Source organism: Mesoplasma seiffertii ATCC 49495 (genome assembly GCF_000518725.1).
In the GTDB taxonomy this organism is placed as follows: Bacteria; Bacillota_I; Bacilli_A; order Mycoplasmatales; family Mycoplasmataceae; genus Tullyiplasma; species Tullyiplasma seiffertii.
In genome coordinates this window covers 290,357-314,584 of record NZ_KI912485.1, presented here as the reverse complement: position 1 = coordinate 314,584, position 24,228 = coordinate 290,357, and the positions used below count along the sequence as shown (strand labels likewise).

The 24,228-nt window shown below is 31.3% G+C and carries 21 protein-coding genes, 1 tRNA gene and 1 riboswitch; all 22 genes read left to right on the top strand.

Annotated features, from left to right (window positions below):
* Window positions 1-115: 115 nt before the first annotated feature.
* The 22 genes from L872_RS04945 (at window position 116) to L872_RS0102650 (ending at window position 24,216) form a co-directional block, all read left to right on the top strand.
* Window positions 116-1,282, top strand: a complete 1,167-nt coding sequence (locus tag L872_RS04945; protein ID WP_051418445.1) for a phosphatidate cytidylyltransferase — start codon at window positions 116-118, stop codon at window positions 1,280-1,282.
* 40 nt (window positions 1,283-1,322) lie between these two features.
* Entirely contained in the window at window positions 1,323-2,573 is a 1,251-nt protein-coding gene (locus L872_RS0102750; RefSeq protein WP_027063341.1) for a M50 family metallopeptidase, read from the top strand.
* Between the two features lie 14 nt (window positions 2,574-2,587).
* Entirely contained in the window at window positions 2,588-7,069 is a 4,482-nt protein-coding gene (locus L872_RS0102745; protein ID WP_027063340.1) for a PolC-type DNA polymerase III, read from the top strand.
* Window positions 7,070-7,137: 68 nt separating this feature from the next.
* A riboswitch (purine riboswitch) is annotated at window positions 7,138-7,232 on the top strand.
* A 59-nt stretch (window positions 7,233-7,291) separates the two neighbouring features.
* Complete coding sequence (gene guaA, locus L872_RS0102740; protein ID WP_027063339.1) at window positions 7,292-8,836, top strand: glutamine-hydrolyzing GMP synthase; 1,545 nt, start codon at window positions 7,292-7,294, stop codon at window positions 8,834-8,836.
* A 2-nt stretch (window positions 8,837-8,838) separates the two neighbouring features.
* Complete coding sequence (gene guaB, locus L872_RS0102735; protein ID WP_036268864.1) at window positions 8,839-9,981, top strand: IMP dehydrogenase; 1,143 nt, start codon at window positions 8,839-8,841, stop codon at window positions 9,979-9,981.
* A 61-nt stretch (window positions 9,982-10,042) separates the two neighbouring features.
* On the top strand, window positions 10,043-10,705 hold the full coding sequence (locus L872_RS04665; RefSeq protein WP_051418444.1) for a nitroreductase family protein: 663 nt from the start codon (window positions 10,043-10,045) through the stop codon (window positions 10,703-10,705).
* Window positions 10,706-10,740: 35 nt separating this feature from the next.
* Window positions 10,741-11,139 carry a hypothetical protein gene (locus L872_RS0102725; RefSeq protein ID WP_027063337.1) on the top strand — a complete coding sequence of 133 codons (399 nt, stop codon included), beginning with the start codon at window positions 10,741-10,743 and terminating at the stop codon, window positions 11,137-11,139.
* Between the two features lie 108 nt (window positions 11,140-11,247).
* On the top strand, window positions 11,248-11,742 hold the full coding sequence (rimP, locus tag L872_RS0102720) for a ribosome maturation factor RimP (RefSeq protein WP_027063336.1): 495 nt from the start codon (window positions 11,248-11,250) through the stop codon (window positions 11,740-11,742).
* Window positions 11,743-11,751: 9 nt separating this feature from the next.
* The gene (gene nusA, locus L872_RS0102715; RefSeq protein ID WP_027063335.1) at window positions 11,752-13,203 is read left to right on the top strand and encodes a transcription termination factor NusA; all 1,452 of its coding nucleotides are present in this window, start codon (window positions 11,752-11,754) and stop codon (window positions 13,201-13,203) included.
* A gap of 5 nt (window positions 13,204-13,208) precedes the next feature.
* Window positions 13,209-13,472, top strand: a complete 264-nt coding sequence (rnpM, locus tag L872_RS0102710) for an RNase P modulator RnpM (protein ID WP_027063334.1) — start codon at window positions 13,209-13,211, stop codon at window positions 13,470-13,472.
* Window positions 13,465-13,770 carry a L7Ae/L30e/S12e/Gadd45 family ribosomal protein gene (locus tag L872_RS0102705; RefSeq protein ID WP_027063333.1) on the top strand — a complete coding sequence of 102 codons (306 nt, stop codon included), beginning with the start codon at window positions 13,465-13,467 and terminating at the stop codon, window positions 13,768-13,770. The genes rnpM and L872_RS0102705 overlap by 8 nt, the downstream gene beginning before the upstream one ends.
* Window positions 13,771-13,789: 19 nt before the next feature.
* Complete coding sequence (gene infB, locus L872_RS04655; RefSeq protein WP_051418443.1) at window positions 13,790-15,679, top strand: translation initiation factor IF-2; 1,890 nt, start codon at window positions 13,790-13,792, stop codon at window positions 15,677-15,679.
* 57 nt (window positions 15,680-15,736) lie between these two features.
* On the top strand, window positions 15,737-16,267 hold the full coding sequence (locus tag L872_RS0102695) for a hypothetical protein (RefSeq protein ID WP_027063332.1): 531 nt from the start codon (window positions 15,737-15,739) through the stop codon (window positions 16,265-16,267).
* A gap of 75 nt (window positions 16,268-16,342) precedes the next feature.
* Entirely contained in the window at window positions 16,343-16,690 is a 348-nt protein-coding gene (gene rbfA, locus L872_RS0102690) for a 30S ribosome-binding factor RbfA (protein ID WP_027063331.1), read from the top strand.
* Between the two features lie 66 nt (window positions 16,691-16,756).
* Window positions 16,757-17,626, top strand: a complete 870-nt coding sequence (gene truB, locus L872_RS0102685; RefSeq protein ID WP_027063330.1) for a tRNA pseudouridine(55) synthase TruB — start codon at window positions 16,757-16,759, stop codon at window positions 17,624-17,626.
* A gap of 8 nt (window positions 17,627-17,634) precedes the next feature.
* Window positions 17,635-18,204: a nucleotidyl transferase family protein gene (locus L872_RS0102680; RefSeq protein WP_051418442.1), complete on the top strand. Its 570-nt coding sequence runs from the start codon at window positions 17,635-17,637 to the stop codon at window positions 18,202-18,204.
* Between the two features lie 125 nt (window positions 18,205-18,329).
* Window positions 18,330-18,596 (top strand): 30S ribosomal protein S15, encoded by a 267-nt coding sequence (gene rpsO, locus L872_RS0102675; RefSeq protein ID WP_027063328.1) that lies wholly within the window; start codon window positions 18,330-18,332, stop codon window positions 18,594-18,596.
* A 77-nt stretch (window positions 18,597-18,673) separates the two neighbouring features.
* Window positions 18,674-18,747 (top strand) — tRNA-Gly (locus L872_RS0102670).
* 165 nt (window positions 18,748-18,912) lie between these two features.
* Window positions 18,913-19,971 carry an SGNH/GDSL hydrolase family protein gene (locus L872_RS0102665; protein ID WP_027063327.1) on the top strand — a complete coding sequence of 353 codons (1,059 nt, stop codon included), beginning with the start codon at window positions 18,913-18,915 and terminating at the stop codon, window positions 19,969-19,971.
* A 125-nt stretch (window positions 19,972-20,096) separates the two neighbouring features.
* The gene (locus L872_RS0102660) at window positions 20,097-21,029 is read left to right on the top strand and encodes a hypothetical protein (protein WP_169729898.1); all 933 of its coding nucleotides are present in this window, start codon (window positions 20,097-20,099) and stop codon (window positions 21,027-21,029) included.
* A 2-nt stretch (window positions 21,030-21,031) separates the two neighbouring features.
* The gene (locus L872_RS0102655) at window positions 21,032-22,123 is read left to right on the top strand and encodes an SGNH/GDSL hydrolase family protein (RefSeq protein ID WP_027063325.1); all 1,092 of its coding nucleotides are present in this window, start codon (window positions 21,032-21,034) and stop codon (window positions 22,121-22,123) included.
* On the top strand, window positions 22,123-24,216 hold the full coding sequence (locus L872_RS0102650; protein ID WP_027063324.1) for an MOLPALP family lipoprotein: 2,094 nt from the start codon (window positions 22,123-22,125) through the stop codon (window positions 24,214-24,216). The genes L872_RS0102655 and L872_RS0102650 overlap by 1 nt, the downstream gene beginning before the upstream one ends.
* Window positions 24,217-24,228: the final 12 nt, after the last annotated feature.

Here is a 24,228-nt window from a genome sequence, read left to right as displayed (position 1 = left end):
GTATTTCCACTCATCTTAGAATAATTTAAAAGAAAAGATTAATTTTTAGATTGGCAAAACAATCATTAAAAATGTTAAAATAAATTTAAATGTATTTTATGCGTAGGAGGAATGTATGAATTCAACATCTAAAAAAACAGTTGGCGAATCTATCCTAACTCCTAAAAAGGAAAAGACAAATCTTCAGGTTCGCCTTATATCAGCAATTTTTTTAGTTATTTTAATGATAGTTTATTTGTTGTTACCAATTTTTCACACCGAAATTAATCGAAGTGAAGGTGAATCAACTTTATTGGCAAATATCTTTGGATATTTATCGTTATTAACAACGGCTATCTTAATCGGAGCCAGTGTCTATGAATTCAATAAAGCTGTCGGAATTCGAAAATGGCCAGTCCAAATAGTCCTTATAGCTACTGCATTATTTATCTTTGTTTGACCTTTTGGACAAATAGAAACTTTGAGAGATTTATTTTTTTATCGCTTTATTAATATTAACTTCTTAAAAGGGATGCGAAGTCCTTGAGTTTGCACAATCATTTTAATTTTAGGGTTTGTAATTATCGGGATTGTTGGATGAAGAACTGAAAAACGTCCAGCTAAGGATCCAACTCAAATTAAAAGAGGAACTTACAAGCAAGGATTATTAATCTTTGCAATTACAATTATTATTGTTTTTGCAATGAAAGGTTTTACAACAATTTCTTTATCAGTTAGATATGACAACTCAAGCATAAACCCATTATTTTTAGATTCACTTCCTAACGTTTATGCAAATGATTTTGTTCAGTTAGCGGAAAATACACCAACTTATTCATTTACTGCTATCCTTTGAATTTGATGTACAATTATTTTTACAGATACGTTTGCATATTTAGGTGGATCAAAATTTGGAAAACATAAGTTGTCACCGAGAATAAGTCCTAATAAATCCTGAGAAGGAGCAATTATTGGAACTGCAGTGGCGGCATTAATTGGAATTGGTTTTTCTGTTTCGCTATTATTTATTGAAGAAACTCAAGAATTTGCTCCATTGTTTGGAATTATCTACATTCTAGTTGAAGGAGACACAGCTTGAATTCCAATTCTAATATTTATTTTTATAACAATTGCTGTCTCAATTACTGGTCAAATAGGAGACTTATTGTTTAGTGCGATTAAACGTAATTTGGGAATTAAAGATTATTCAAATTTAATTCCTGGTCATGGAGGGATTCTTGATCGATTAGATTCATTTTATTTAGTATTTTTCATGATCTATATTTTGACATTGTTCGCTTAAAAGAAGTTTTACTTAAAGCAGGTAGTAAAAAGGAGGCCAAATGAGTACAGGATTAATTATTGTTGCCTTTTTTGTAGGAATTATTGCAGTGCTATTTTTAATTATGCTTCATGAACTTGGGCATTTTATTGTAGCAAAATTATCAAAAGCTTATGTTTATGAGTTATCGTTAGGATTTGGACCAAGACTATTTACTAAAAAAGGTAAAGAAACTTGATATTCAATTCGTTTGATTCCAATTGGAGGATTTGTTTCAATTGCTTCTGATGCTGCTGAACCACCGTTAGGTCGCGAAGAAGAAGCACTTCAAATTCCAGATGCTCGTAAAATTGATTATATTGCTCGTTGAAAAAAAGCTTTTTTTATAATTGCTGGTCCATTAATGAACTTTATAATTGCTTTATTTTTAATTACAACAATTTTTATGGCCAATGGTTATAAAGATAATGATATGAGTTTTTATGGCCAAAAATTTGCTGATAATAGTATTGCTTACAAAGTTATTAATAACCAACTAGAAGAGCAAAATCTAAAAAGTTTTGCTCCTGATGCCCAACAATATGCGATTACCGGATGAGAGTTTAAATTTGAAGATAGTCAAGATCCAATTGCTTATTATAAAGAGTATGATATTAATGACTTAGCACCAACTTACACAAAAATTGTTTATCCAATGATTGATACGTTAAAAGCAGAAGCATTTAGTGACCCTAAAAATTTTGAAACTTTACAGCTAAGATTTTCGTTTGTTGAAATTGATCGTTATTCAGGAAGAGTTACAAAAGTTTATGATTTTAAAGATAGTAACTTTTATAAAATTGACAAAGAACAAGATCAAGCAATTATTGAAAGTTGAAAACAACAAAATAAAATTAGCATGGGAATTGCTGCACCAACAAGATATTTCAAATCAACTGCGAGTGCTTATGGATATGGATGAAAAGAAACTTTTGATCAATCAATTGCATTATTAAAAGGTTTGGGAATGTTGTTTACTGGAAATATTCAAGCCCTATCAGGACCATTAGGAATGGCAAGTCAAACAGCAACTGTGATGAATTCACCAACAACTTTCTTCTTATATGTAGCGGGAATTTCAGCAAACCTGTTTATGCTAAATATGATTCCAATTCCACCGCTTGACGGATACCGTTTTTTAGAAAATGCCGTGGAAGCTGTTACTAAAAAACCGCTTAATAAAAAATTTAAACTAATAGTTTATTCAATTGGAGCGTTATTATTTGCAGGATTATTTATTATCATTACATTAAAAGATTTATTAATTGGCTAGAGAGGACAACATTTATGAACAAAGCAATTAAAAATATTTTCGAGAAGTTATCAATAACTTTTGATGACCTTGATTTAGCGTATTTTGAAAATGCTGAGTTGGTTGAACAAATTAAGATTTCTAAATTAAAAGGAAAAGCTTATGTGCATATTCGAATCAATAATTTTCTGCCAATTAGAATTATCAATCAAATTAATCAATCTTTTAAGAATAATGATTATGTTCCAATGAAATTAATTTTAGATGTTAAACATCAACAAATTGAAGAAGGAATTGTTTGAGAATATTTAGAATGAATTAAAAACAATAAAGCTCAGGAAAAAGGAGGTTGTTGAAATTTCATAGACCGCGAAGGATATTCTTTTGATATTGATAGTCAAACGATTACTTTTAATCTTGAATCTCAATCGCAAAAAGAAGAGTTGGAAATTTTAACAAAATACTGTGATGCTAAATTAAAACAATGTGGTTTTAAAAATATTAATTTTAACATTGTAGTTGACCAAACCAATGAAGAAGAGTATTGAAAAAAACACGAACAAAATTATCAATTAACTGTTGAGAAAAAAGCTCAGTTTGAGCAAACAATTAAGACTAGTTATGAATCAAACCGAACAACTTACCAAGCTAACAATAAAGTTTTTAAAAGAAACTTTGTGAAACTAGACGAGCCAACTTATCAGTCAATTGCTGATATTGATAATGATGCGCAAAATGTAGTTATTCATGGAATGATAATGACTAAAGAAATTAGAGTTTCTCGTGCTGGAAGAAAAATTTATATTCTGGGAGTTACCGATCATAAATCTTCAATTAAGGCAACTTATTTTGGAAAAGATGAAAACGATTGTTTATTTGATAGTTTGACTGATGAAGAAGCAGCTGCTGAAAATGCCAAAGAACTTCAAGCTTTACGAATTGACAAAGGTGATTGAGTTGCTTTAAAAGGAAAAACAAGTTATTCGCAATATGATCAAGAACAAGTTTTTTACATTGACAACTTTTGTAAAATTGAAAAAAATATCGAAATTCGTAAAGATTTATCAGCAGATAAACGTGTTGAGTTACATCTACATTCAAAGATGTCAGCGATGGATGGAATTTCTGAGTTTAAAGATTATGCAAATTTAGCAAACCAATGAGGATGAAATGCTATAGCTTTAACTGATCATAATAATGTCCAATCATTTCCCGATGCTTATGCAGCAATTAAGTCAATTAATAAAAAACGTGATCTTGATAACCAAATGAAGATGATTTATGGTTTGGAAATGACAATGTTACCAAACGATTTGTGATATGTTAAAAATCCTAAAAACCAAAACTTACGTGAAACTAAGCTAGTGGTTTACGATTTAGAAACTACAGGACTGTCACCAGAATTTGATGAAATTATTGAGTTCGGAGCAGTTATTTATAACTACAAAACTGGAGAACGTAAGCAAGTAGATATTCTAATTAAACCTGAACAAAAGCTTAAACAGTTTACAAAAGATTTGACTCATATTACTGATGAAATGCTGGCAGATAAACCTTCAATTGCAGAAGCCTTTAAACAAATTTATGAAATTATTGATGGAGCAATTTTAGTAGCTCACAACGCTAATTTCGACTTTAACTTCTTAAATAGTTATGCTCAAAAATTAGGATATCCGGAATTAACAAATACTGTGATTGATACTTTAACTATTGCTCGTGCAATGTACCCTGGATTGAAAAATCACCGTTTGGGAACTGTTGCTAAAAAGAATGGAATTCTTTATGATGAAAAAGTTGCCCACCGTGGAGATTATGACGCTGATGTTTTAACAGATATTTATGAACACATGTGAGCAGAAATGCGTAAAAAAACTGATATCAATCTTGATTCTGATTGAGCAAAAATTCATCCAGAAAATGATAAAGAAAATATGAACTATGTTAAAACTCGTGGATTTCACACAACAGTTTTAGTTAAAAACCAAGTAGGATTAAAAGATTTATATAAACTTGTTTCAAAATCACATACCGATAACTTTTTTGGAGGTCCAAAAATCTTTAAAAATACTTTAATTGAAACTCGTGATCGTGGCAATATTTTATTAGGAACTTCTTGCGTTAATGGAGAGATTTTTGAAATGGCTCGAACTAACACAATTGTTGAACTGGAAAAACGTATTCAGGACTACGACTATGTTGAAGTTCAACCTTTAAGTGTTTATAAAAATCTTTTACAAAATGATTCTTTAAATGAAGAAGAATTAAAACGAACAATCAAATTAATTATTTCAGCAGCCTTAAAATTTAACAAAATTGTAGTGGCAACTAGTGATGCCCATTATGCCAATCCTGAATTAAAACAAATTCGTGAAGTTTATATTAATGCTAAAGGATTGGGAGGAACACGTCACCCATTATTTGATTACAAAGGACGAGTTAAAGATAACCCAGATCAGCATTTACGAACAACAGATGAAATGCTTAAAGAGTTTGCTTGATTAGAAGACCAAGAGTTGATTAACAAACTTGTAATTGAAAACACAAATTTAATTGCTCAAATGGTAGAACCAAATATTGAAGCTATTAAAGATGGTTTATATACTCCATCAATTGAAAATGTAGATGAAAAATTGCGAGCAAAATGTTATGAAACAGCACATGAATTATATGGTCCAGAATTGCCTGAAATTGTTAAAGCACGATTGGAAAAAGAATTAACTTCAATTACCAAGTATGGATTTTCAGTTGTTTACTGAATTTCTCACTTACTTGTTAAAAAGTCTTTAGATGATGGTTACTTAGTAGGTTCAAGAGGATCAGTTGGTTCATCGTTTGTAGCAACAATGGCAAAGATTACCGAAGTTAACCCTTTGAAGGCGCATTATCGTTGCGAAACTTGTCAGTATTCAGATTTTAATACTCCAGCTGATGTTAAATGTGGTTATGATTTATCACCAGCACAATGTCCAAAATGTCAGTCAAGTTTAGTAGGGGATGGACATGATATTCCGTTTGAAACTTTTTTAGGTTTTGAAGGAGATAAAGTTCCCGATATTGATTTAAATTTTTCTGGAGAATATCAACCAACAGCCCATAACTTTACTAAAGAAATGTTTGGTGAAAATAATGTTTTTCGTGCCGGAACAATTTCGACAGTTGCCGAAAAAACTGCGTTTGGGTATGTTAAATCATACTATGAAGAAAAATTTGGTTATGAAAATCAACCACGAAAAGTTGAAATTGAACGTTTGGCTAGTTTAGCTCAAGGAGTTAAACGAACAACTGGACAACACCCCGGAGGAATTATCATTTTACCATCGGAGTATGAAATTGAAGATTTTACGCCAATTAACTATCCAGCTGATGATACATCTTCAAGCTGAAAAACAACTCACTTTGATTTCCATTCTATTCATGACAACTTATTGAAAATGGATATTTTGGGTCATGTTGATCCGACAGCTTTAAAAATTTTAAGAGATATTACAGGAGTTGATCCAATGACAATTCCCACAAATGATAAACGAGTTTATTCACTCTTTTCTGGATTAAGTGCTTTAAAAATTCAACCAGACCAAATTAATGGAGAAACAACAGGAGCAATTGGAATTCCCGAATTTGGAACTCAGTTTGTTAGAGGGATGCTTAAAGAAACAAGTCCTAAAACTTTTGCCGATTTAGTGCAAATTTCTGGATTATCTCATGGAACTGATGTGTGATTAGGAAATGCTCGTGATTTAATTAAAGAAAATAAAGCAAATATTTCGACAGTTATTGGATGTCGTGATGATATCATGGTGTACTTAATGTCAATGGGATTAGATTCATCAATGGCCTTTACAATTATGGAATCTGTTCGTAAAGGTAAAGGATTGAAAAAACCTTGAATTGAAGCAATGAAGGCATGCAATGTTCCCGACTGATATATTGATTCATGTTTAAAAATTAAGTATATGTTCCCTAAAGCCCATGCGACAGCGTATGTGCTAATGGCATATCGAATTGCGTGATACAAAATTCATTATCCAGCAGAATACTATGCGACCTTCTTATCAACTAGAGCTGATGCTTTTGATTTAAAAGTTTCTCTTGGAGGATATGATGCAGTTAATGCTCGTCTTAAAGAGTTAGAAGCTAGATCATCAGGAACTTATGGTGATAAATTAACTAAAAAAGATGAAGACCTGATGGTCGTTTATGAAATCATGTTGGAAATGTTCTCTCGTGGAATTAAATTTGGAAATATTGATTTTAAGGTTTCACAAGCTTCAAGATTTGTGGTTGTAGAAAATCCTGAAACTCATGAAAAGACAATTATTCCGCCATTTAATATTATTGATTCACTAGGAATCACTGTGGCCGAATCAATTGTTAAAGCTCGAGAAATTTCAGCAATTGCTTCAGTATCGGATTTAAAAAATCGAACTCAAGTTACACAAACACAATTAAAAATCTTTGATGAATTAGGAATTACTGATTCATTATCAAGTGACGAACAATTAACATTTGAATTTTAAAACTTAGCTTGCTAAGTTTTTTTATTTTATAGTTGTAGTTTGTTGTTAAAGATAGTAATATTTATCTTAACAATTTAATATAAAAAACTTGTATAAGCCAACATAATGGGTTGGTGTCTCTACGTCGTACCAATACGAATCTATAAGACTTAACACTCGTGGAGAAGTTTTTTGCATACTTTTTGCAAAATCTACGAGTTTTTTATTTGTCAAAGGAGAACTATGCAACAAACACAAATTATTATTTTAGATTTTGGAAGTCAGTATACTCAATTATTAGCTCGTCGAATTAGAGAACAAAATGTCTTAGCTGAAGTGGTCGATTTCAATATTACTAAAGCTGATCTAGATAACTACCCTAACTTAAAAGGAATTATTTTATCAGGGGGACCAGCAAGTGTTTATGAACAAGATGCTTATACTGTTGATAAAGAAATTCTTGAGGCAGGTTATCCTGTTTTGGGAGTTTGTTATGGACTACAATTAATCACGCATTTATTTGGGGGAACAGTCGAAGCAGCAACCAAACAAGAATTTGGGAAAGCTCAATTAATCATTGATGATGCCACAAACTTGCTATTTGCCGAAATTCCTAATCATAAAAATGTTTGAATGAGTCACGCTGATCATTTGACAGTCATTCCTAAAGATTTTTATCAAATTGCTCATTCAGAAAATTCAATTGCAGCAATTAAACATCAAACTCAAGAAATTTATGGAATTCAATTTCATGCAGAAGTAACTCATTCAGAGTTTGGAGCTGAAATGTTGAATAACTTTGTGTTTAAAATTGCACAAGCTCAAAAAGATTGATATATGGCGACTTTCATTGAAAAAGCAATTGCTGATATTAAAACTAAAGTTGGAACAGATAAAGTAATTTTGGGATTAAGTGGAGGAGTTGATTCTTCAGTAGCGGCGACTTTAATTTCAAAAGCAATTGGTAAACAACTAACTTGTATTTTTGTAGATACTGGGTTGCTTCGTAAAAATGAAGGTTCTCAAGTAATGGAAACTTATACTAAAAATTTTGATATGAATATCAAAATGGTTGATGCTAGTGAATTGTTTTATAAAAATCTTCGTGGCATTAGTGAACCAGAAGCAAAGCGTAAAATGATTGGAAAATTGTTTATTGATGTATTCACTGAAGAAGCCCGTAAAATGAGTCGTGATGCAAAATGATTAGCACAAGGAACAATTTATCCTGATGTTATTGAATCTTCAAAACAAGGACATAGTTCAAAAACAATTAAATCTCACCACAATGTTGGAGGTTTACCTGAAGATTTGGGGTTTGAATTATTAGAACCAATTCGTGATTTATTTAAAGATGAAGTTCGTAAGGTTGGTCGTGAATTAGGAATTCCTGACAAAATGATTGATCGTCATCCCTTCCCAGGACCAGGATTAGGAATTCGTGTTATTGGCGAAGTCACTAAAGAAAAATGTGACATTTTACGAGAAGTTGATGATATCTTTATTTCAGCATTGCATGAGGCAAACTTATATACTCAAGTTCAACAAGCACATGTTGTTTTGTTACCTGTTAAAACTGTTGGTGTTATGGGTGATAATCGTACTTATGAATATGTGGCTGCTTTAAGAAGTGTTGATACAGTTGATTTTATGACTGCAACAGCAACACACTTACCATGAGACTTTATTGATAATGTTGTTAATAAAATTATTAATGAAGTTAAACATGTTAATCGAATTGTTTATGATGTAACTTCAAAACCACCGGGAACAATAGAATGGGAGTAATTATGGAAAAAACTAATAACTTAAATAACAAATTAATTGATCAAGGAATTACTTTTGATGATGTTTTAGTAGTGCCAAATTTCAGTGATGTCTTACCAAATGATGTTTGCTTAAAAACACGGCTAACTAATAACATTACTTTAAATATTCCGTTTGTATCAGCAGCTATGGATACAGTTACAGAACATAAATTAGCAATTGCTTTAGCTCAGCTTGGTGGAGTTGGGGTCATTCATAAAAACTTGACTATTGAACAACAAGCCAATGAAGTTAAACTTGTTAAAGAATTTAAATTTGAAATTGAAGAAAGCATGAACCCCGTTTATGATCGTCAAAATCGTTTATTAGTAGGAGCAGCAGTTTCTACAGGAGTTGACACTTTACAAAGAGTTGAAGCATTAATCAAAGCAGGAGTAGACTTTATCGTTGTTGATTCAGCTCATGGTCACTCTCAAGGAATTTTGCAAACTGTAAAAACTCTTCGCAATGCCTTTCCTAAATTAGAAATTATTGCGGGAAACATTGCGACAACTTCAGGGGCACAAGCACTAGTTGAAGCTGGAGCAAATGCTGTCAAAGTTGGAATTGGACCAGGAAGTATTTGTACAACAAGAGTTGTTGCTGGAGTTGGGGTTCCACAAATTACGGCAATTGCCAATACTTATGAGTACTGTCAAGCACATAATATTCCGTTTATTGCTGATGGAGGAATTAAGTATTCAGGAGACATTGTTAAAGCAATTGCAGCTGGTGCTAATACAGTTATGTTAGGTTCAATGTTTGCGGGAACTGAAGAATCTCCTGGTGATGTGATTCATATTGATGGTAATTCTTATAAAACATATGTTGGAATGGGAAGTCTTGCGGCAATGAACCGTGGATCAAGTGATCGTTATTTCCAAAAGGGAGCCAAAAAATTAGTTCCTGAGGGAATTGAATCAATGGTTAATTATAAAGGACCAATAGCTGAAATTGTTTTCCAAATGTTGGGTGGTTTACGCTCAGGGATGGGCTATACTGGAAGTCATACAATTGAAGAACTAAGAACTAATACAAAGTTTGTTCAAATTACTAATGCTGGGCTTGTTGAATCTCATCCTCATGATGTAAAAATGATTCAGGCTGCTCCAAATTACAATAAATAGCGTAAAATATATTATATCGGACCTTTCAAATGTTCGATATTTTTTTAATCAAAGGAGAAATATGAATCAAACTGTTAAACAATTAATGCAAAACCGTCATAGTGCTCGTCGTTTTGATGTTAACTATGAGATTGCTGATCATGATTTAGACCAAATCGTTGAAGCAATTCGTATGTCACCAGCTAGTTATGGAGCATTAAATACTCGAGTAGTTGTGATGAAAAAGGGAGCTTTTAAAGATAGTCTTAATAAAATTTTTTATAATCAAGATAATTTTACTCAAGCTTCAGCTTACATTATTTTTGTAAATGATAAAGCTGAAATTATTTGTGATCAAACAATGCCATATACAACTGATTTAATCTTTAAAGATCAAATTGAAAAAAAAGAGGCATTTTTACAAAACTTTTATAAAGTTTGAAACTATCGCTTTGGAACTCCTGAAACTCTCAATTTAGCTGAAGAATGAAGTATGAAACAATCATATATTGCTTTAGGAGTGGGAATTGTTGCTGCAGCAAGTTTAAATATTGACACTTGTCCTCATGAAGGATTAGATAAAGCAGCGTTAGAAACTGTCTTACGTGAACATGGTTTAATTACTGAACATCAACAAGTAGCTGTTGGATTGGCATTAGGGAAAATTGATCAGTCAATTATAAATTCACATTCAAAAGAAAAAGTTAGAATGCCTATCGAAAAGTTTAGAATTGATGTAAAATAAAAAAACAATTAAAAAAATGATGAAATGAGGAAAATATGAATAATCAACAACAAAATCAATCTGGATATGGAATTCAACAACAACCAAGCACTCGCAAAACTTTGTACTTTGTAGCGTATATTTTTAATATAATTGCGACAGTGATAATGGGTATTTTTATTTTGCCACTATTATGATGTATTCCTGCAACCATTGCTTCTAAACGTGCTTATGTTGAATGTGATACTCCACAAGAAATATCTCATATTGGTTTAGGAATTGTCTCATTAGTGCTAGTTAGCAGAATTGGTGGAATTTTAATCTTAGTTGCCACAGCTACAAAATCTGAACCTGTAATTATTTTTAATCAACAAAATCCCGATTCTGGTTTTTCAAATGATCATGTATTTAGTGGTTCTGGAGTTGATTCACCAAACAACTCAAATAATAAATAGTCGTTGCAACTTTTGCAAATAAGTGCTATTATTTAATTATAAGATTGATAGAAATCTAAGCAAGCCGCAAGGCTTGCTTTCTTATTGACCTTATGAGAGGAGAACTTAGTGAAAAATTTTTCAAACATTAAACCAGCAATTATTGAAATAGCTAATGTCATTTTAAAAGAACATAACTTACGAGTTTATGAAGTTAATAACTTTGTTGATTTTGAAAGTGATGTATTGCAAATTCTGGTTGAAGATTTAAATCAACCCAATAAGCCATTAGATTTTGATGCGTTAACAGCAGTTAACGAAAAATTATCAATTGCAATGGATGAATTTGATTCAATAAAAGAACCTTATATGTTGGAGATCGCTAGTGCCGGAATTGAAAAACCAATTCGTGATTTTGAAGAAATGTTAAAAGCTATTGGACAATACATTTGTGTAGAACTTCAAGCAGCAATTAAAAATTTAACAACCTTTGAAGGTATATTAGTCGACTTTAATAATCAAACCGAAGAGTTCAAACTTGAGTTCTTCGTTAAAGGTCAAAAGAAAAAAGCTCTATTCAAATGAGCAGATATCAAAACTGTTAGATACGCAGTTAAATTTTAGGAGGATCGCATGGTAAACGGTGCAGAATTATTAGAGGCAATTAGTTTAATTGCTGAAGAAAAAGGTATCGACAAGAATACAATCTTTGAAGGGATTGTTGAAGGGTTCCAAAAAGCCTTTGAACGTTTCTTCGATACAGATGCAATTATTCAAGTTGAAATCGAAGAATCAACAGGAGCAATTAAAATGTTCCAAGAATTAGAAGTTTTAAACACAGTTGAAGATGATTGATTAGAAATCACTCCAGCAGATGCTAAAAAAGAGTTTGGTCAAGAGTTTGCAGAACATGATTTAGTTAGACGACCAATTGAGTTTAACGAAGAGTTTTCAAGATTAGCCGTATTTCAAGTACGTCAAATTGTACAACAAAAAATTAAAGGTGCAGAACGTGCTAAAGTATATGCTAAATTTATTGATAAACAAGGTGAAATCATTAAGGGAAAAATTACTGGAATGAACGAACAAGGGACATCATATTTAGTTGATATTGATGGAACTGTTGCTTCATTATGAAATCAAAAAACTATCAATGGTGAAAAATTTGAAGTTAATGAGTATGTAACTTTATATATTGATGAAGTTGCCAAAGACAACAAATTTTCACAAGTTATGGTTTCACGTACAGCACCAAACTTTTTAGCAAAATTATTAGAACAAGAAGTTCCTGAAATTAGCGAAGGAATCGTAGAAGTTAAAGCAGTTTCTCGTGAAGCTGGAAAACGTGCAAAAGTAGCAGTTTATTCTCATGATGAATTTGTTGATCCAATTGGAGCTGTTGTTGGTTCTCATGGAGCACGTATTAACAATATTTCAACTGAGCTTCGTGGAGAAAAAATTGATGTTGTTAAATGAGATCCATTAATTGAAAATTTCATTATGAATGCAATGGCACCAGTACGTGTTATTTCAGTTAGTGTTGATGAAGAAAATGGAGAATGTGATGTAATTGTGCCAAATGAGCAATTGTCATTGGCAATTGGTAAGTCAGGAATTGCTGCGCGTTTAGTTGCTAATTTACTTAAAATTCGTGTCAATATTTACTCATATGCTAATGCTTTAGAAGATAAATTAGAGATTTTATGAAATGGAAATATTTCAGAAGCAGAATTATCAAACCCTGAATTCTTAGCAAATATTAATAGACGTCGTGAAAAAACTGCTGGTAACCCACGAGTATCAAAACCAAGAACTAATCAAAAACCAGTCTTTGATATTGATGCATTAGCAGCATTACAAGATGAAATTAAATTGGAAAATGAAATTGAAGAATTAGAATTTACAACAATTCCTGAACCAATAAAACTTCAAGAAGCTGAAGAAGTTCAAGAAGAACTTGTTGAAGAACATGATTTAGATGCAATTGCTGCAAAATTAAAAGAATTTGAAAATGTCATTGAAGATACTGAAGAAACTGAATTTGATGAAGAAGAGATTGCTAATTACGATAAGTATTACGATTAATTAAGATGAAGCGTCCAAGTCCAATCTTAAGAAAAGATATTGCTTCAAAACAAATGTTGCCAAAAAAAGATTTAATTCGCATTGTTAAAAATAAAGAAGGTAAAATCTTTATAGACCTAACTCACACAGCGGAGGGCCGAGGTACTTATGTTAAAAATGATTTGCAATCATTTATGATTGTTAAAAAACATAACTTATTATCTCGAGGTTTGAAAGTCCGAATTGATCAAAACATTTACGATGAACTAGAAAAGGTTATCAATGGATAAACAAAAACTATTAAATGCCATTGGAATGGCCTATGGGTCACGAAACGTTATTTATGGAGCAAAATTATTAGACTTCATCAAAGCAAAAAAAGTGACATTTGTCATTATTGGATCAAATATGGGTCCAAGTCAAAAGAAAAAAATAACTGATAAATGCAAGTTTAATGAAGTTGAATATTGTGATGATATTCTAACTGTTGAAGAGCTTGCTCAAGCGTGTGGAAGAACCACTATTGTCGCTGTAGGATTTAAAGAACAAAATTTTATTAAGTTGCTTAAATCTACAATTAAACAGTAAAGGAAAGGGGAATATTTACATGGCTATAAATAAAAATAACAAAAACAATAACAAAAATAAAAATGCTAACTCAGCTGCTAAAGCCAAAGCTAAAGAACATACAAAACATATTAAACAACAACTAAAAGAAGAGGTTGCAACTGGTTTAATTGATGGAGTGTTTGTTTATACAGGGCCATTATCAATTACAGAATTTGCTTCTAAAGTTGGTAAATCAACAGCCCATATTTTGAAATTCTTTTTCAACCAAGGGTTAATGATGAACCAAAACATGATGTTAACTGAAGACCAAATGGGAGAATTAGCATTAGAATTTGGATTTGATTTCAAAAAAGAGGAAGCTTTAACAAAAGAAAACATTTTTGAACAATTACAAGTAGAAGATAAACCCGAAGATTTAGTTGAACGTGCACCGATTGTTACAATTATGGGACACGTTGATCATGGAAAAACAACTTTATTAGATTCGATGCGAAATGCTGATGTAGCTGCATCTGAGGCTGGAGGAATTACTCAGGCAATTGGAGCATATCAAGTTACACATAGTTCAGGTAAAAAAATTACCTTTATTGATACTCCTGGACATGAGGCATTTACTGAAATGCGTAGTCGTGGAGCAAATGCAACTGATATCGTAATTTTAATTGTAGCAGCTGATGATGGTGTAATGCCCCAAACTGAAGAAGCAATTGACCATGCAAAGATGGCAGAAGTTCCAATTATTGTCTTTGTTAATAAGTGTGATAAACCCGGAGCAGATCCTGAAAAAGTTAAAGTTGAATTAATGAACTATGGATTAGTTGCTGAAGAATATGGAGGAGATATTCCATTTATTCTAGGATCAGCTAAAGAAAAACAAGGTTTAGATGAGTTACAAGAAACAATCTTATTTATTTCAGAAATTAAAGACTATCGTGCTAATCCAAATAAATTTGCTTCTGGAGTAGTATTAGAAGCCCATTTAGATAAATCACGTGGGCCAGTCGCTTCAATCTTAGTTCAAGCCGGAACATTGGAAATGCGTGACATGGTAGTTGCTGGGGGAGCATTTGGAGCAATTAAAAATATGGAAAATGAAAACCATAAAAAAGTTTTAAAAGCTGAACCATCTCGCCCAGTAGTAATCTTTGGACTTAACTCAGTACCAAATGCTGGAGATAAGTTTATTGTGATGAATGATGAAAAAATGGCTCGTCAAATTGCTGAAGCACAAATTGATAAAAAACGTGCAGCCGAACAACAATCAAAACAAGCCTTTACTTTAGATCAAATCAAAAATCATATCGATCAAGGAGAACTAAAAAATATTAACGTTATTATTAAAGCCGATACTCAAGGTTCTGTTGAGGCGTTAAAAGGTTCATTAGCAAAAATTGATATTGCAGGAGTTAAACTAAATGTAATTCGTGGTTCTGTTGGAGCTATTTCAAACTCAGATATCACTTTAGCAATGGCTTCATCAGCAATTGTTTATGGATTTAATGTTCGTCCTGATGCTTCAGTTCGTCGAAAAGCTGAAGAAGATGGAGTTGATATTCGTTTACATAACATTATTTACAAAGTAATTGAAGAGTTAGAAGATGCTGCTAAAGGAATGTTAGATCCAATTGTTGAAGAAGTCGTTCTAGGACAAGCAGAAGTTCGTGCTTTATTTAGACATACTGATATTGGAGTTATCGCTGGATTCCATGTAGTTGATGGAATGATTCCACGTAATGCTCGTATTCGTATCTTACGTGATGGAATTGTAGTTTATACAGGAGAAATTTCTTCTTTAAAACATCAAAAAGATGATATTAAAGAGGCTAAAATTGGTTCTGAAGGTGGATTAACTATTAAAAACTATAATGATATTAAAGAAGGCGATGTAATTGAAGCCTACAAAGAAGAAGTCAAAAAATCTGTTTAAAACAGATTTGCTTAAATTAAATTTAAGGTATAATACCTTATAATATGGAGGGTATAAATGACAACAACAAAAAATACAAGATTTGGGATTAAGGAAATTTTTGCGATTATTTTTGGAACAATTTTCTTTATTGCTGTAATCGTTGGACTTTACGGAATCAAATTTAATTTTGATGGATTAAGTTATACATTAGCAACATTATCAAATTTAGGAGGTGCACGTCCTTGATGAGCATCTGCTGCTTACTACATGGGAATCTTTGGATTACTATTAGTATGTATCTTCGCAGTCTTTGAAATTTTAGGATTATTGCTATCACTAGTATTCAAGAAAAATAAATTTGTTAAACTAAATTTAAGAATTGCTAACTTTACAGGAGGAGCTGCTTTTGTATTAGTACTGCTATACTTAATTTTCTTAATGGTTGGAGCAATTATGAATATTGGTTCAGGAAACGTTGCTAACTTTGCAATTGCATGAGTAATTACTTTTGCAATTACAGCATTACCATGTGCGTTTGTAACTTTGGCTAATGAAAAAATGTTAAGAGCATCAAAAAACCATGTAACAAAAACAACTACAAAATAACCGTCAGGTTATTTTTTTTGCCTTTTTATAAATTACTGATAAATGCTATAATTAAAACAAGAAGAGGTATCAATTATGGCAAATCAAAAAGTTCAGGCAAGAAAAGAATCATTAATTTTAAGAGAGTTAACATTAATTTTAAATCGAGAAATGGATAATGAAATTTTAAAAGCAGTTTCAATTTCTGAAGTTAGATTAACAAACGATTCAGAATTGGCAAAAGTATATTACACATTTTTAGCATTTAGTTCAGAAATCAATCAAGAGAGTGTCGCTGAACAACTAGAACTAAATCACAAAAAAATTCGTATGAATTTGGCAAGAAAAGTACAAATGCGTGCTGTTCCGGACTTGCAATTTATTTATGATACATCATTAGATAATGCTAATAAAATTGAAAAGATATTAAAAGATTTAAAATAAGTCGATACAAATTAAAAGAGCTTACAATTCAAGCATTGTCTTGAATTTTTTATAGAGGGAGCAATTATGACAAACAAATCAGGAATTATTATTGTTAATAAACCTTCAGGAATTAGTACTAACGGAGTTATTCAAAAAGTTAAACGTAACTTGGGAATTAAAAAAGTTGGTCATGCTGGAACACTGGATCCGTTAGCAACTGGAGTCGTTATTTGTTTAGTTAATAACGGAACTAAAATTAGTGATTATTTACTAAATGCTGATAAAGGGTATTTAGTAACTATGAAATTATTTGTAGCAACAGATAGTTATGATAGTGATGGAGAAGTTATTGAAACACAAGAACCATTTCCGATTTCTTTAGCAGAAGTTGAAGCGGTCGTTGCCAAATATTCGGGCTTAAATTATGACCAAACTCCGCCAATTTACTCAGCAATTAAAGTTCAAGGCAAAAAATTATATGAGTATGCTCTTCAAAATCAAGAAGTGGAAATTCAGAAACGAAATATTACAATTCAAAATCTTGACTTAGTCAAGTATGATCATGTCAAGCAAGAAATTATATTAGATGTTAAGTGTTCAAAAGGAACCTATGTTCGTAGTTTAATCGTTGATCTTGCTAAGGAACTGGGAACAGTTGCACATGTTACAAGTTTACAACGCACTAAATCGGGATCGTTTACTATTGAACAAGCAGTTGATATGTATGATGTTAATGAAAATGATATTATTGATTTGTATACAGTCTTACAGAATGAACACTATCCAATTTTAAAAACCAATAACCTTAAAGATGTTATGTTTGGTAAAAAAATAATTTTGGATGCTCAAGATAATCTCGTCTTCATTGAAGATGAACACCACAATATTTTAGCTTGTTATGAACGTGAACAAGATAAGGTCTTTAAGTGTCGTCGTGGTGGACTGAATAATTAAGGAAGCTTATGGAATTAATTAAATTAAATCTTACTAATCGAGAACCAATTGCTAAACATGTTGCTAACTTTAAACAACCATTTGTGGCAACAATTGGGAATTTTGATGGAATGCATATATATCACCAAAAAATTTTGAAGCAAACAAAACAATGAAGTCAAGAAAATAATTTACCAATGATGGTAATTACTTTTAGTCAAAATATTTATGATTATTTAAATCAACAAGATAATCGAATAACTTCAACCAGTCAAAAGGCTGAATATATTCAAAACACCTACAATCCTGAACTATTTGTTGAAATCCAAACTGATGATGAACTAGTGAATACTTCAAAAGAAAGTTTTTTAAAAATCTTAAAAGATGATTTCAAGATTATTAAGATTGTTGAAGGTGCCGATTTTCGTTTTGGTGTTCAAGGACAAGGAACTGTTGAAGATTTGCAAAAAACTTTTGGTTTAGACAATGTTTGGATTGAACCAAGAACAAATCAAATATCATCAACGAAAATTCGCCAGCTGCTAAAAAATGGTGATAAAGTAGCAGCAAATAAGCTTCTGGGAATAAAAGTTAAATAAGGGATGTATTTAAAATTTAAATATGATATTATTTTATAGGTGATTGTTTACCAAAGTTTCGATCTTTCCCGAGATGTTACTTTGATAAAACGCTAAAAATCAAAATGAAAAGGGAGAACATATTAATGGTTTCAAAAGAAAGAAAATTAGAATTAATTAAAGAATTTGGTGGATCAGAAAAAAATACTGGTTTAGCTGAAGTACAAATTGCAATTTTAACTGAAGATATTTCAAATATGACAGAACACTTAAAAATGCATAAAAAAGATGTTCCAACAAGAAGAACATTATTAAAAAAAGTTGCTCAAAGAAGACACTTACTAGATTTCTTAGCTAGAAATGATGTAAATCGTTATAAAGCAATTATTGAAAAATTAGGATTAAGAAAATAATTAATTTTTTATAAAAAAACAAAAAAATATCTTGACACTCTTACTAAAATTATTTATTATATAAGAGTGTTAAACATGCAGGTGTAGTTTAATGGTAGAACTTCAGCCTTCCAAGCTGACTGTGAGGGTTCGATTCCCTTCACCTGCTCCATTATAGACATTAAACAAGAACTCGTAAGAGTTCTTTTTTTTGGTTGCAATAATAAATGAATTTACTAACCAGTAAAATAATAACCAAAGAAAAGAAACAATTTTTATTAAAAAATTCATTTGTTTAAAGAATTATAATTAACATAAAATGAATTGAGGGCTCAGCATGAAATGATTTTTACGAGTGATAGACAACTTCACTGGCAAACTTGGTGCCAATAAACGATTATCAAAAGTTAACTCTGCTAACGATTTTACCTTGGCAAAAGAAACCATTGATAAATCCTTAGCAATTGATGACTCACAAGCAAACGGACTACTAAGTAATTTTTATACTATTGGTGATAGTTTAAGTGACCTTAATGGCCTAACCTCAGTTTTTAGTATGTCATTGCGTCGCGAGATTAATGTAAGCCCACCAAGTGTTAATAATTCTTATACAAATGGTGATAATGCAGCGCTACTTGTAGCAAAACATTTTAACATCAAAAATTTTAGTGCAGGGTTTGATTATCAAACTGCTAATAATCACTTTGTTAAACATGGAAAGAACTATGCAATTGCTGGAGCAACAGCTGCCGAAATTTCTACTGGGTTAAGTTTAATGTTAAATAGCTTTAAACTTAAAGATCAAGCAGTAACTTTACTTAAGCAACATCAAATTCAGGCTAAGGATTTAGTCTTTATTGAAATTGGGGGTAATGATTTATTTCAAATTATGGAACTTCCCCGTGAATCTCGCCAAGCAAAATTAAACGAGGCAATTGCCAATATTGAAGCAACATTGGTGTTGTTATTAAATCATGGTCTACGAAAAATTGTTTTGGCAAATACTCCTGATATTAGTCGCTTACCAAAATACTTAAATACTCCACTAGCTAAAACAGCAAAACGTTTAAGTCATGAGTTTAATGACAGACTTTATAAAATGTTTGTTAGAGTAAATAGTCACTATGGTCATTCAATGAAGCTTTATAACCTACAAAATAAGTTTTATGAAATGTTAAAACAGTTTAAGGGTAATATTTGTGACGCACCAACAATTATTAAACGCGATTTAAGAGCAGTAATTAAGCGATGTACAATTGAAATCGAATTCAAACCAGGGATAGTCTCTGATCATTTAGATAATTACTTCTTTTTTGATGAAGCACATCCAACAAAGTGAGCTCATCAACAGGTAGCTGACGACTTAATTAAGTTAATCGAAAGCATGTATAAATAAAATTTTTAAAAAAGTAAAATATAGTCTTAAAATGATACACATTTGATTTTAAGGATATATAATATTTAAAGTATTTGAAGCAATAGTCTCAAAATGAGACTATTAAGAAAGAAAGTATGAATGATATGAAAAAACTAGGAAAAAAATTAACTGTTACTTTAGCAGCGATTGGAATGAGTTCGACTGCTATTATTTCTGCGGGATTAGCAACTCCAGGAATGGGACTTGAGTCATACAAATTTATTAATAGTGTCAAAAAGCAAATTGATACTAATTTTGCCAAAGGTAAGTTCGTGATTGATGGATCAAGTATGGTTTACGAAATGATTGTCAACTCAGCAATCAAAAGTAGTTACAAAGCTGATGCTTTATCGTCAACTAATTGATACAGTCAAAAAGAAGCTAGCCCTGAACGTATTGCTGAATACAATAAATTCATTGATGAATGATTTGATGCGCGTTGAGGACAAGCAATTAAGAACCGTGAAGATATTGATTTAAATGATGTCTCAATGGATTTGATTAAATTTGATAAAGCTTTTGCAACTGAATTTCATAGCTATGGATATGTTCATCCAGGAATTTCCTGAATCTTTAAAGAAGGTGTGGCTAAAGACATGCTAAGCTTTAATTTAAAAAATACTGAAATGTATCAAGAAGCTTTAGAAAAGCAAACAACAATTGATCAAGATAAATATGATGCTTATGTTAAACACACAGGACCGGGACTTAACGGAATTAATGTAACCAGTTCATTAGGAAGTTATATTGTTAACAATAAGGTTTGATTTATCAATATTCAACGTGCTAACGTTGAATATGCTTTAAATGACCCAATCGCTTCGACAGCAGGTGTATTTAAAGATAAAACATTAACAACAGCAGATTTACCAGATTTAATTACAGCTGATGATTTATACCAACCTAATTTTACAGCGGGAATTATTGTCACTGCAATTGGAACATGAATGTTACTAGTGATCACTCCGATTGTTTTAATTGGGGGAACTGCAGTAATTGTAACTGTAGTTATTAGAAGTAAAAAGGATGGGCAATAATTATGAAACGATTTTTAGTTATAAGTGGAACAATTATTTTAGTACTATCACCAATTGCAGCAGTATCTGCTTGTACAATTCCTCAAAAGCAAAATATTGATTTTGATCGCTTAGTAGGACTAGATATTGATAAGTCACAAGCAATTGATGACTCAACTAACACTGGAATGTTTACAAATTTTTACACAATTGGCGATAGCTTAAGTGATACTGGGGGGTTGACTTCAGCATTGGGAGCTGTATTAAATGCTAATATTTCTTTTAGTGATCCAAGTTACCACAACTCATTTACAAATGGAAATACTGCAGCGGTTAATTTAGCAGAAAAATTAGGAATTGAAAAATTTGAAGCAGGATTTAATTACAAATTAGGTCAAACAACTTTAAACAAACATGGAAAAAACTATGCAATTGGAGGAGCAACAGCGGCAACTGCTGGTGGTCCAATGGGAGCAGTTGTTAACTTTTTTAAAATTCAAGATCAAGCTGAATCAATTATTAAACAACATCAAGTTAAACCAACTGATTTAGTACTTCTAGAAATTGGGGGAAACGATTTATTTGGAATGATGGGAACAAGTGATACTAATAAGGCAATTAAAATGGCTGAAGCAATGGAAAATATTAAAAAAGCAATGTTGACATTATTGAACAACGGTTTAACTAATATTGTCGTAATGAATGCACCAGATATTAGCCGAATCCCGACATATAATAATAAGTCTGAAGAAGTCCAGCAAGAAGCTAGAGAACTAAGTCACGAGTTTAATGCTCGTTTTGATATTGTTTTTGAAGAAGTTAATCAAAAATATAATAACTCAATGCAAAAATATGATCTAATGAAAAGTTTTGATGAAATGTTAGCTACTTATGAAAAAGAAGGTAAAAATTTTAAAGATGCTGGTACAACAACAAAATTTGATTTGAATACTGTTTTAGAAACAGGAGTTATTCCAGTTGAATACAATGCTGGTGTTGATGAAGAAGCAATCAAAAATTACTTTTTCTATGATGCTGTCCATCCAACTAAATGAGCTCATCAAAAAGTAGCTGATGATTTAGAACAGCTTGTTATGAAATGAGGTAATAAATAATGAGAAAGTTATTATGCATTTTAGGAGCATTAACAATTGTTGCTAGTTCAAGTGCAACAATTGTTAGTTGTGGAACTGTACCTAATAATATTGGGTATTCAGAAACTGTTAATAATGAAACTAACTTAAAACTAGTCACAGCTGAAATTGCTAAAACACTAATTTTAAATGATCAAACAGGAATTGATGCTAATTATATGTTTGATAACTTTACTTCAGGTCAACGTTTAAATAGCATTGAAGGATTTGATTTAACTGAGCCAACAATGACACAATATACCCGTTTAAATGAATGAACTAAAAACTACTTTAGTTCACCGAGTGTTTTTAATAAGCAAACAATTAAAACTAATGCTAATTTAACTGTTCGTAAACAAGTTGTTTCAAACGGTCAAGGAATTCTTGAAACAATTGCTGGATTAGGAGATGCTATTAAATTGTTAACTAAAGGTAATGCCTTAGAAGCAATTGTTGGAATTATATCTAATTCAGTAATTCTTCAAGCCTTTATTTCAACTGATTTAGCAGACTTTATTAAAACATTAAATTTACCAATCGCTGCTATTGATCAATTAGCTTATGCTTTTGATGACTTGGCATATGATGGATATAGTTATCAAGAAGTAGTTAATGCTAGTTCAATTGAATTAAGCAATGGTTTACGTAATATTTTAGGATTTGAAAACTTAGCAGAAGTGACAGTTGACAATGACATTAATAATTTTAATCAGGCAACTGATAATATTGGTCAAATGTTAGGAAGCTTAATTGGTCAAAAAGCTGAGGTTAATGTAAATATGTTTAACAGCGCTCGTGGTTTAGCACAAGTAATTCGTTTTGGTCGTGGGTTGTTAAGCTACATGATGCAATTTGATCAATACCGTAGTTATCAACCTCAAGATGGCAAAAAGTTATTTTCAAGTAGTCAAAATAACAATAAAGTCGTTGATGAAGTTCTAAAAAAACAATTTGTTAAAAATGAAACTCAAAATGATAACAATATTGATTTCAAAAAGTTGATGGTAAATATTACAAGTATTTTTACAGTCGATGAGCAAGGATATAATTTTCAAAAGTTAATGGCAATGTTTTTTGCCAAAACTCCTGGATTAATTCCATCATCAAAATCTGGATTAGCACCATTAGTCAATCAAATTTTAAAATCTGTTGTTGAAGCAAATGTTCCTAATGGAAAATTAATTGGAGCATTCATTCCAACATTATCAGGAAGCATCTTTGATGCTCTTGCAAATCGAGGAACCCTAGATGGTTTAATTTCGGCAATCACATTAGCATCTATTGGTTTTTCAGAAGAACTAAAAGTAATTGCTAAACAAGTTACGAGTGCTTTAAGTGCCTCAAAATTAAACAAAAACTTTTATGGTGAACTTTATAATGGAGACGTTATGCATGAGTTGGGACCAGTTTTAGCACCATTAGGAATTAATTTAGGAACGAGCACAGGATTTAATATTAAAGCAATGTTATCGACACCGATAATTGATAATCAATCAATTTCGGGATTACTAAATAATATATGTGAAGAATTAGAACTAGATGTTCACACTGTTGTAGAAGATGGAAAATATTCAGAGCAACCTATTGTTTTAAGTAAAATAAGTACTGTGATTCGTTCATTGACCAATCAAGTAACATGAAGAGAACAAGTTAATGGTCAAATTAACGTTGTTACAACTTCAGTTTTAGAAAGAGCCTTAAGAAATCCTTATGAAATGTTTGAAGTTTTAGGATACAACAATAAAACTGGTAAGTTTAATAAAGATAGTCCATTAGCAGCGATTAAAGATATGCTAGGAGATGGAGTTGCAATTGCAGAAATGCTGAAAGTTTTAAAAGTATTTAGCCATGCAACTGATACTTCTATCAATCAAGAAATTGCTAAAATTATTCAAACTCAATTGATGGATCCAACAAAATGAACAATTAGTTCTTACAATAAAAAACAAAGTGGTAAAATCATAAAAGAATTGTCTGTCAAAGTTGCTTACCAAAGCGATCAATATGAGTTAAAAATTGTTCGTCAAAAAACTGGATACTTTAAAGTAGATACATTCACAAAACTAAGCAAATAGAAAGATTGAACT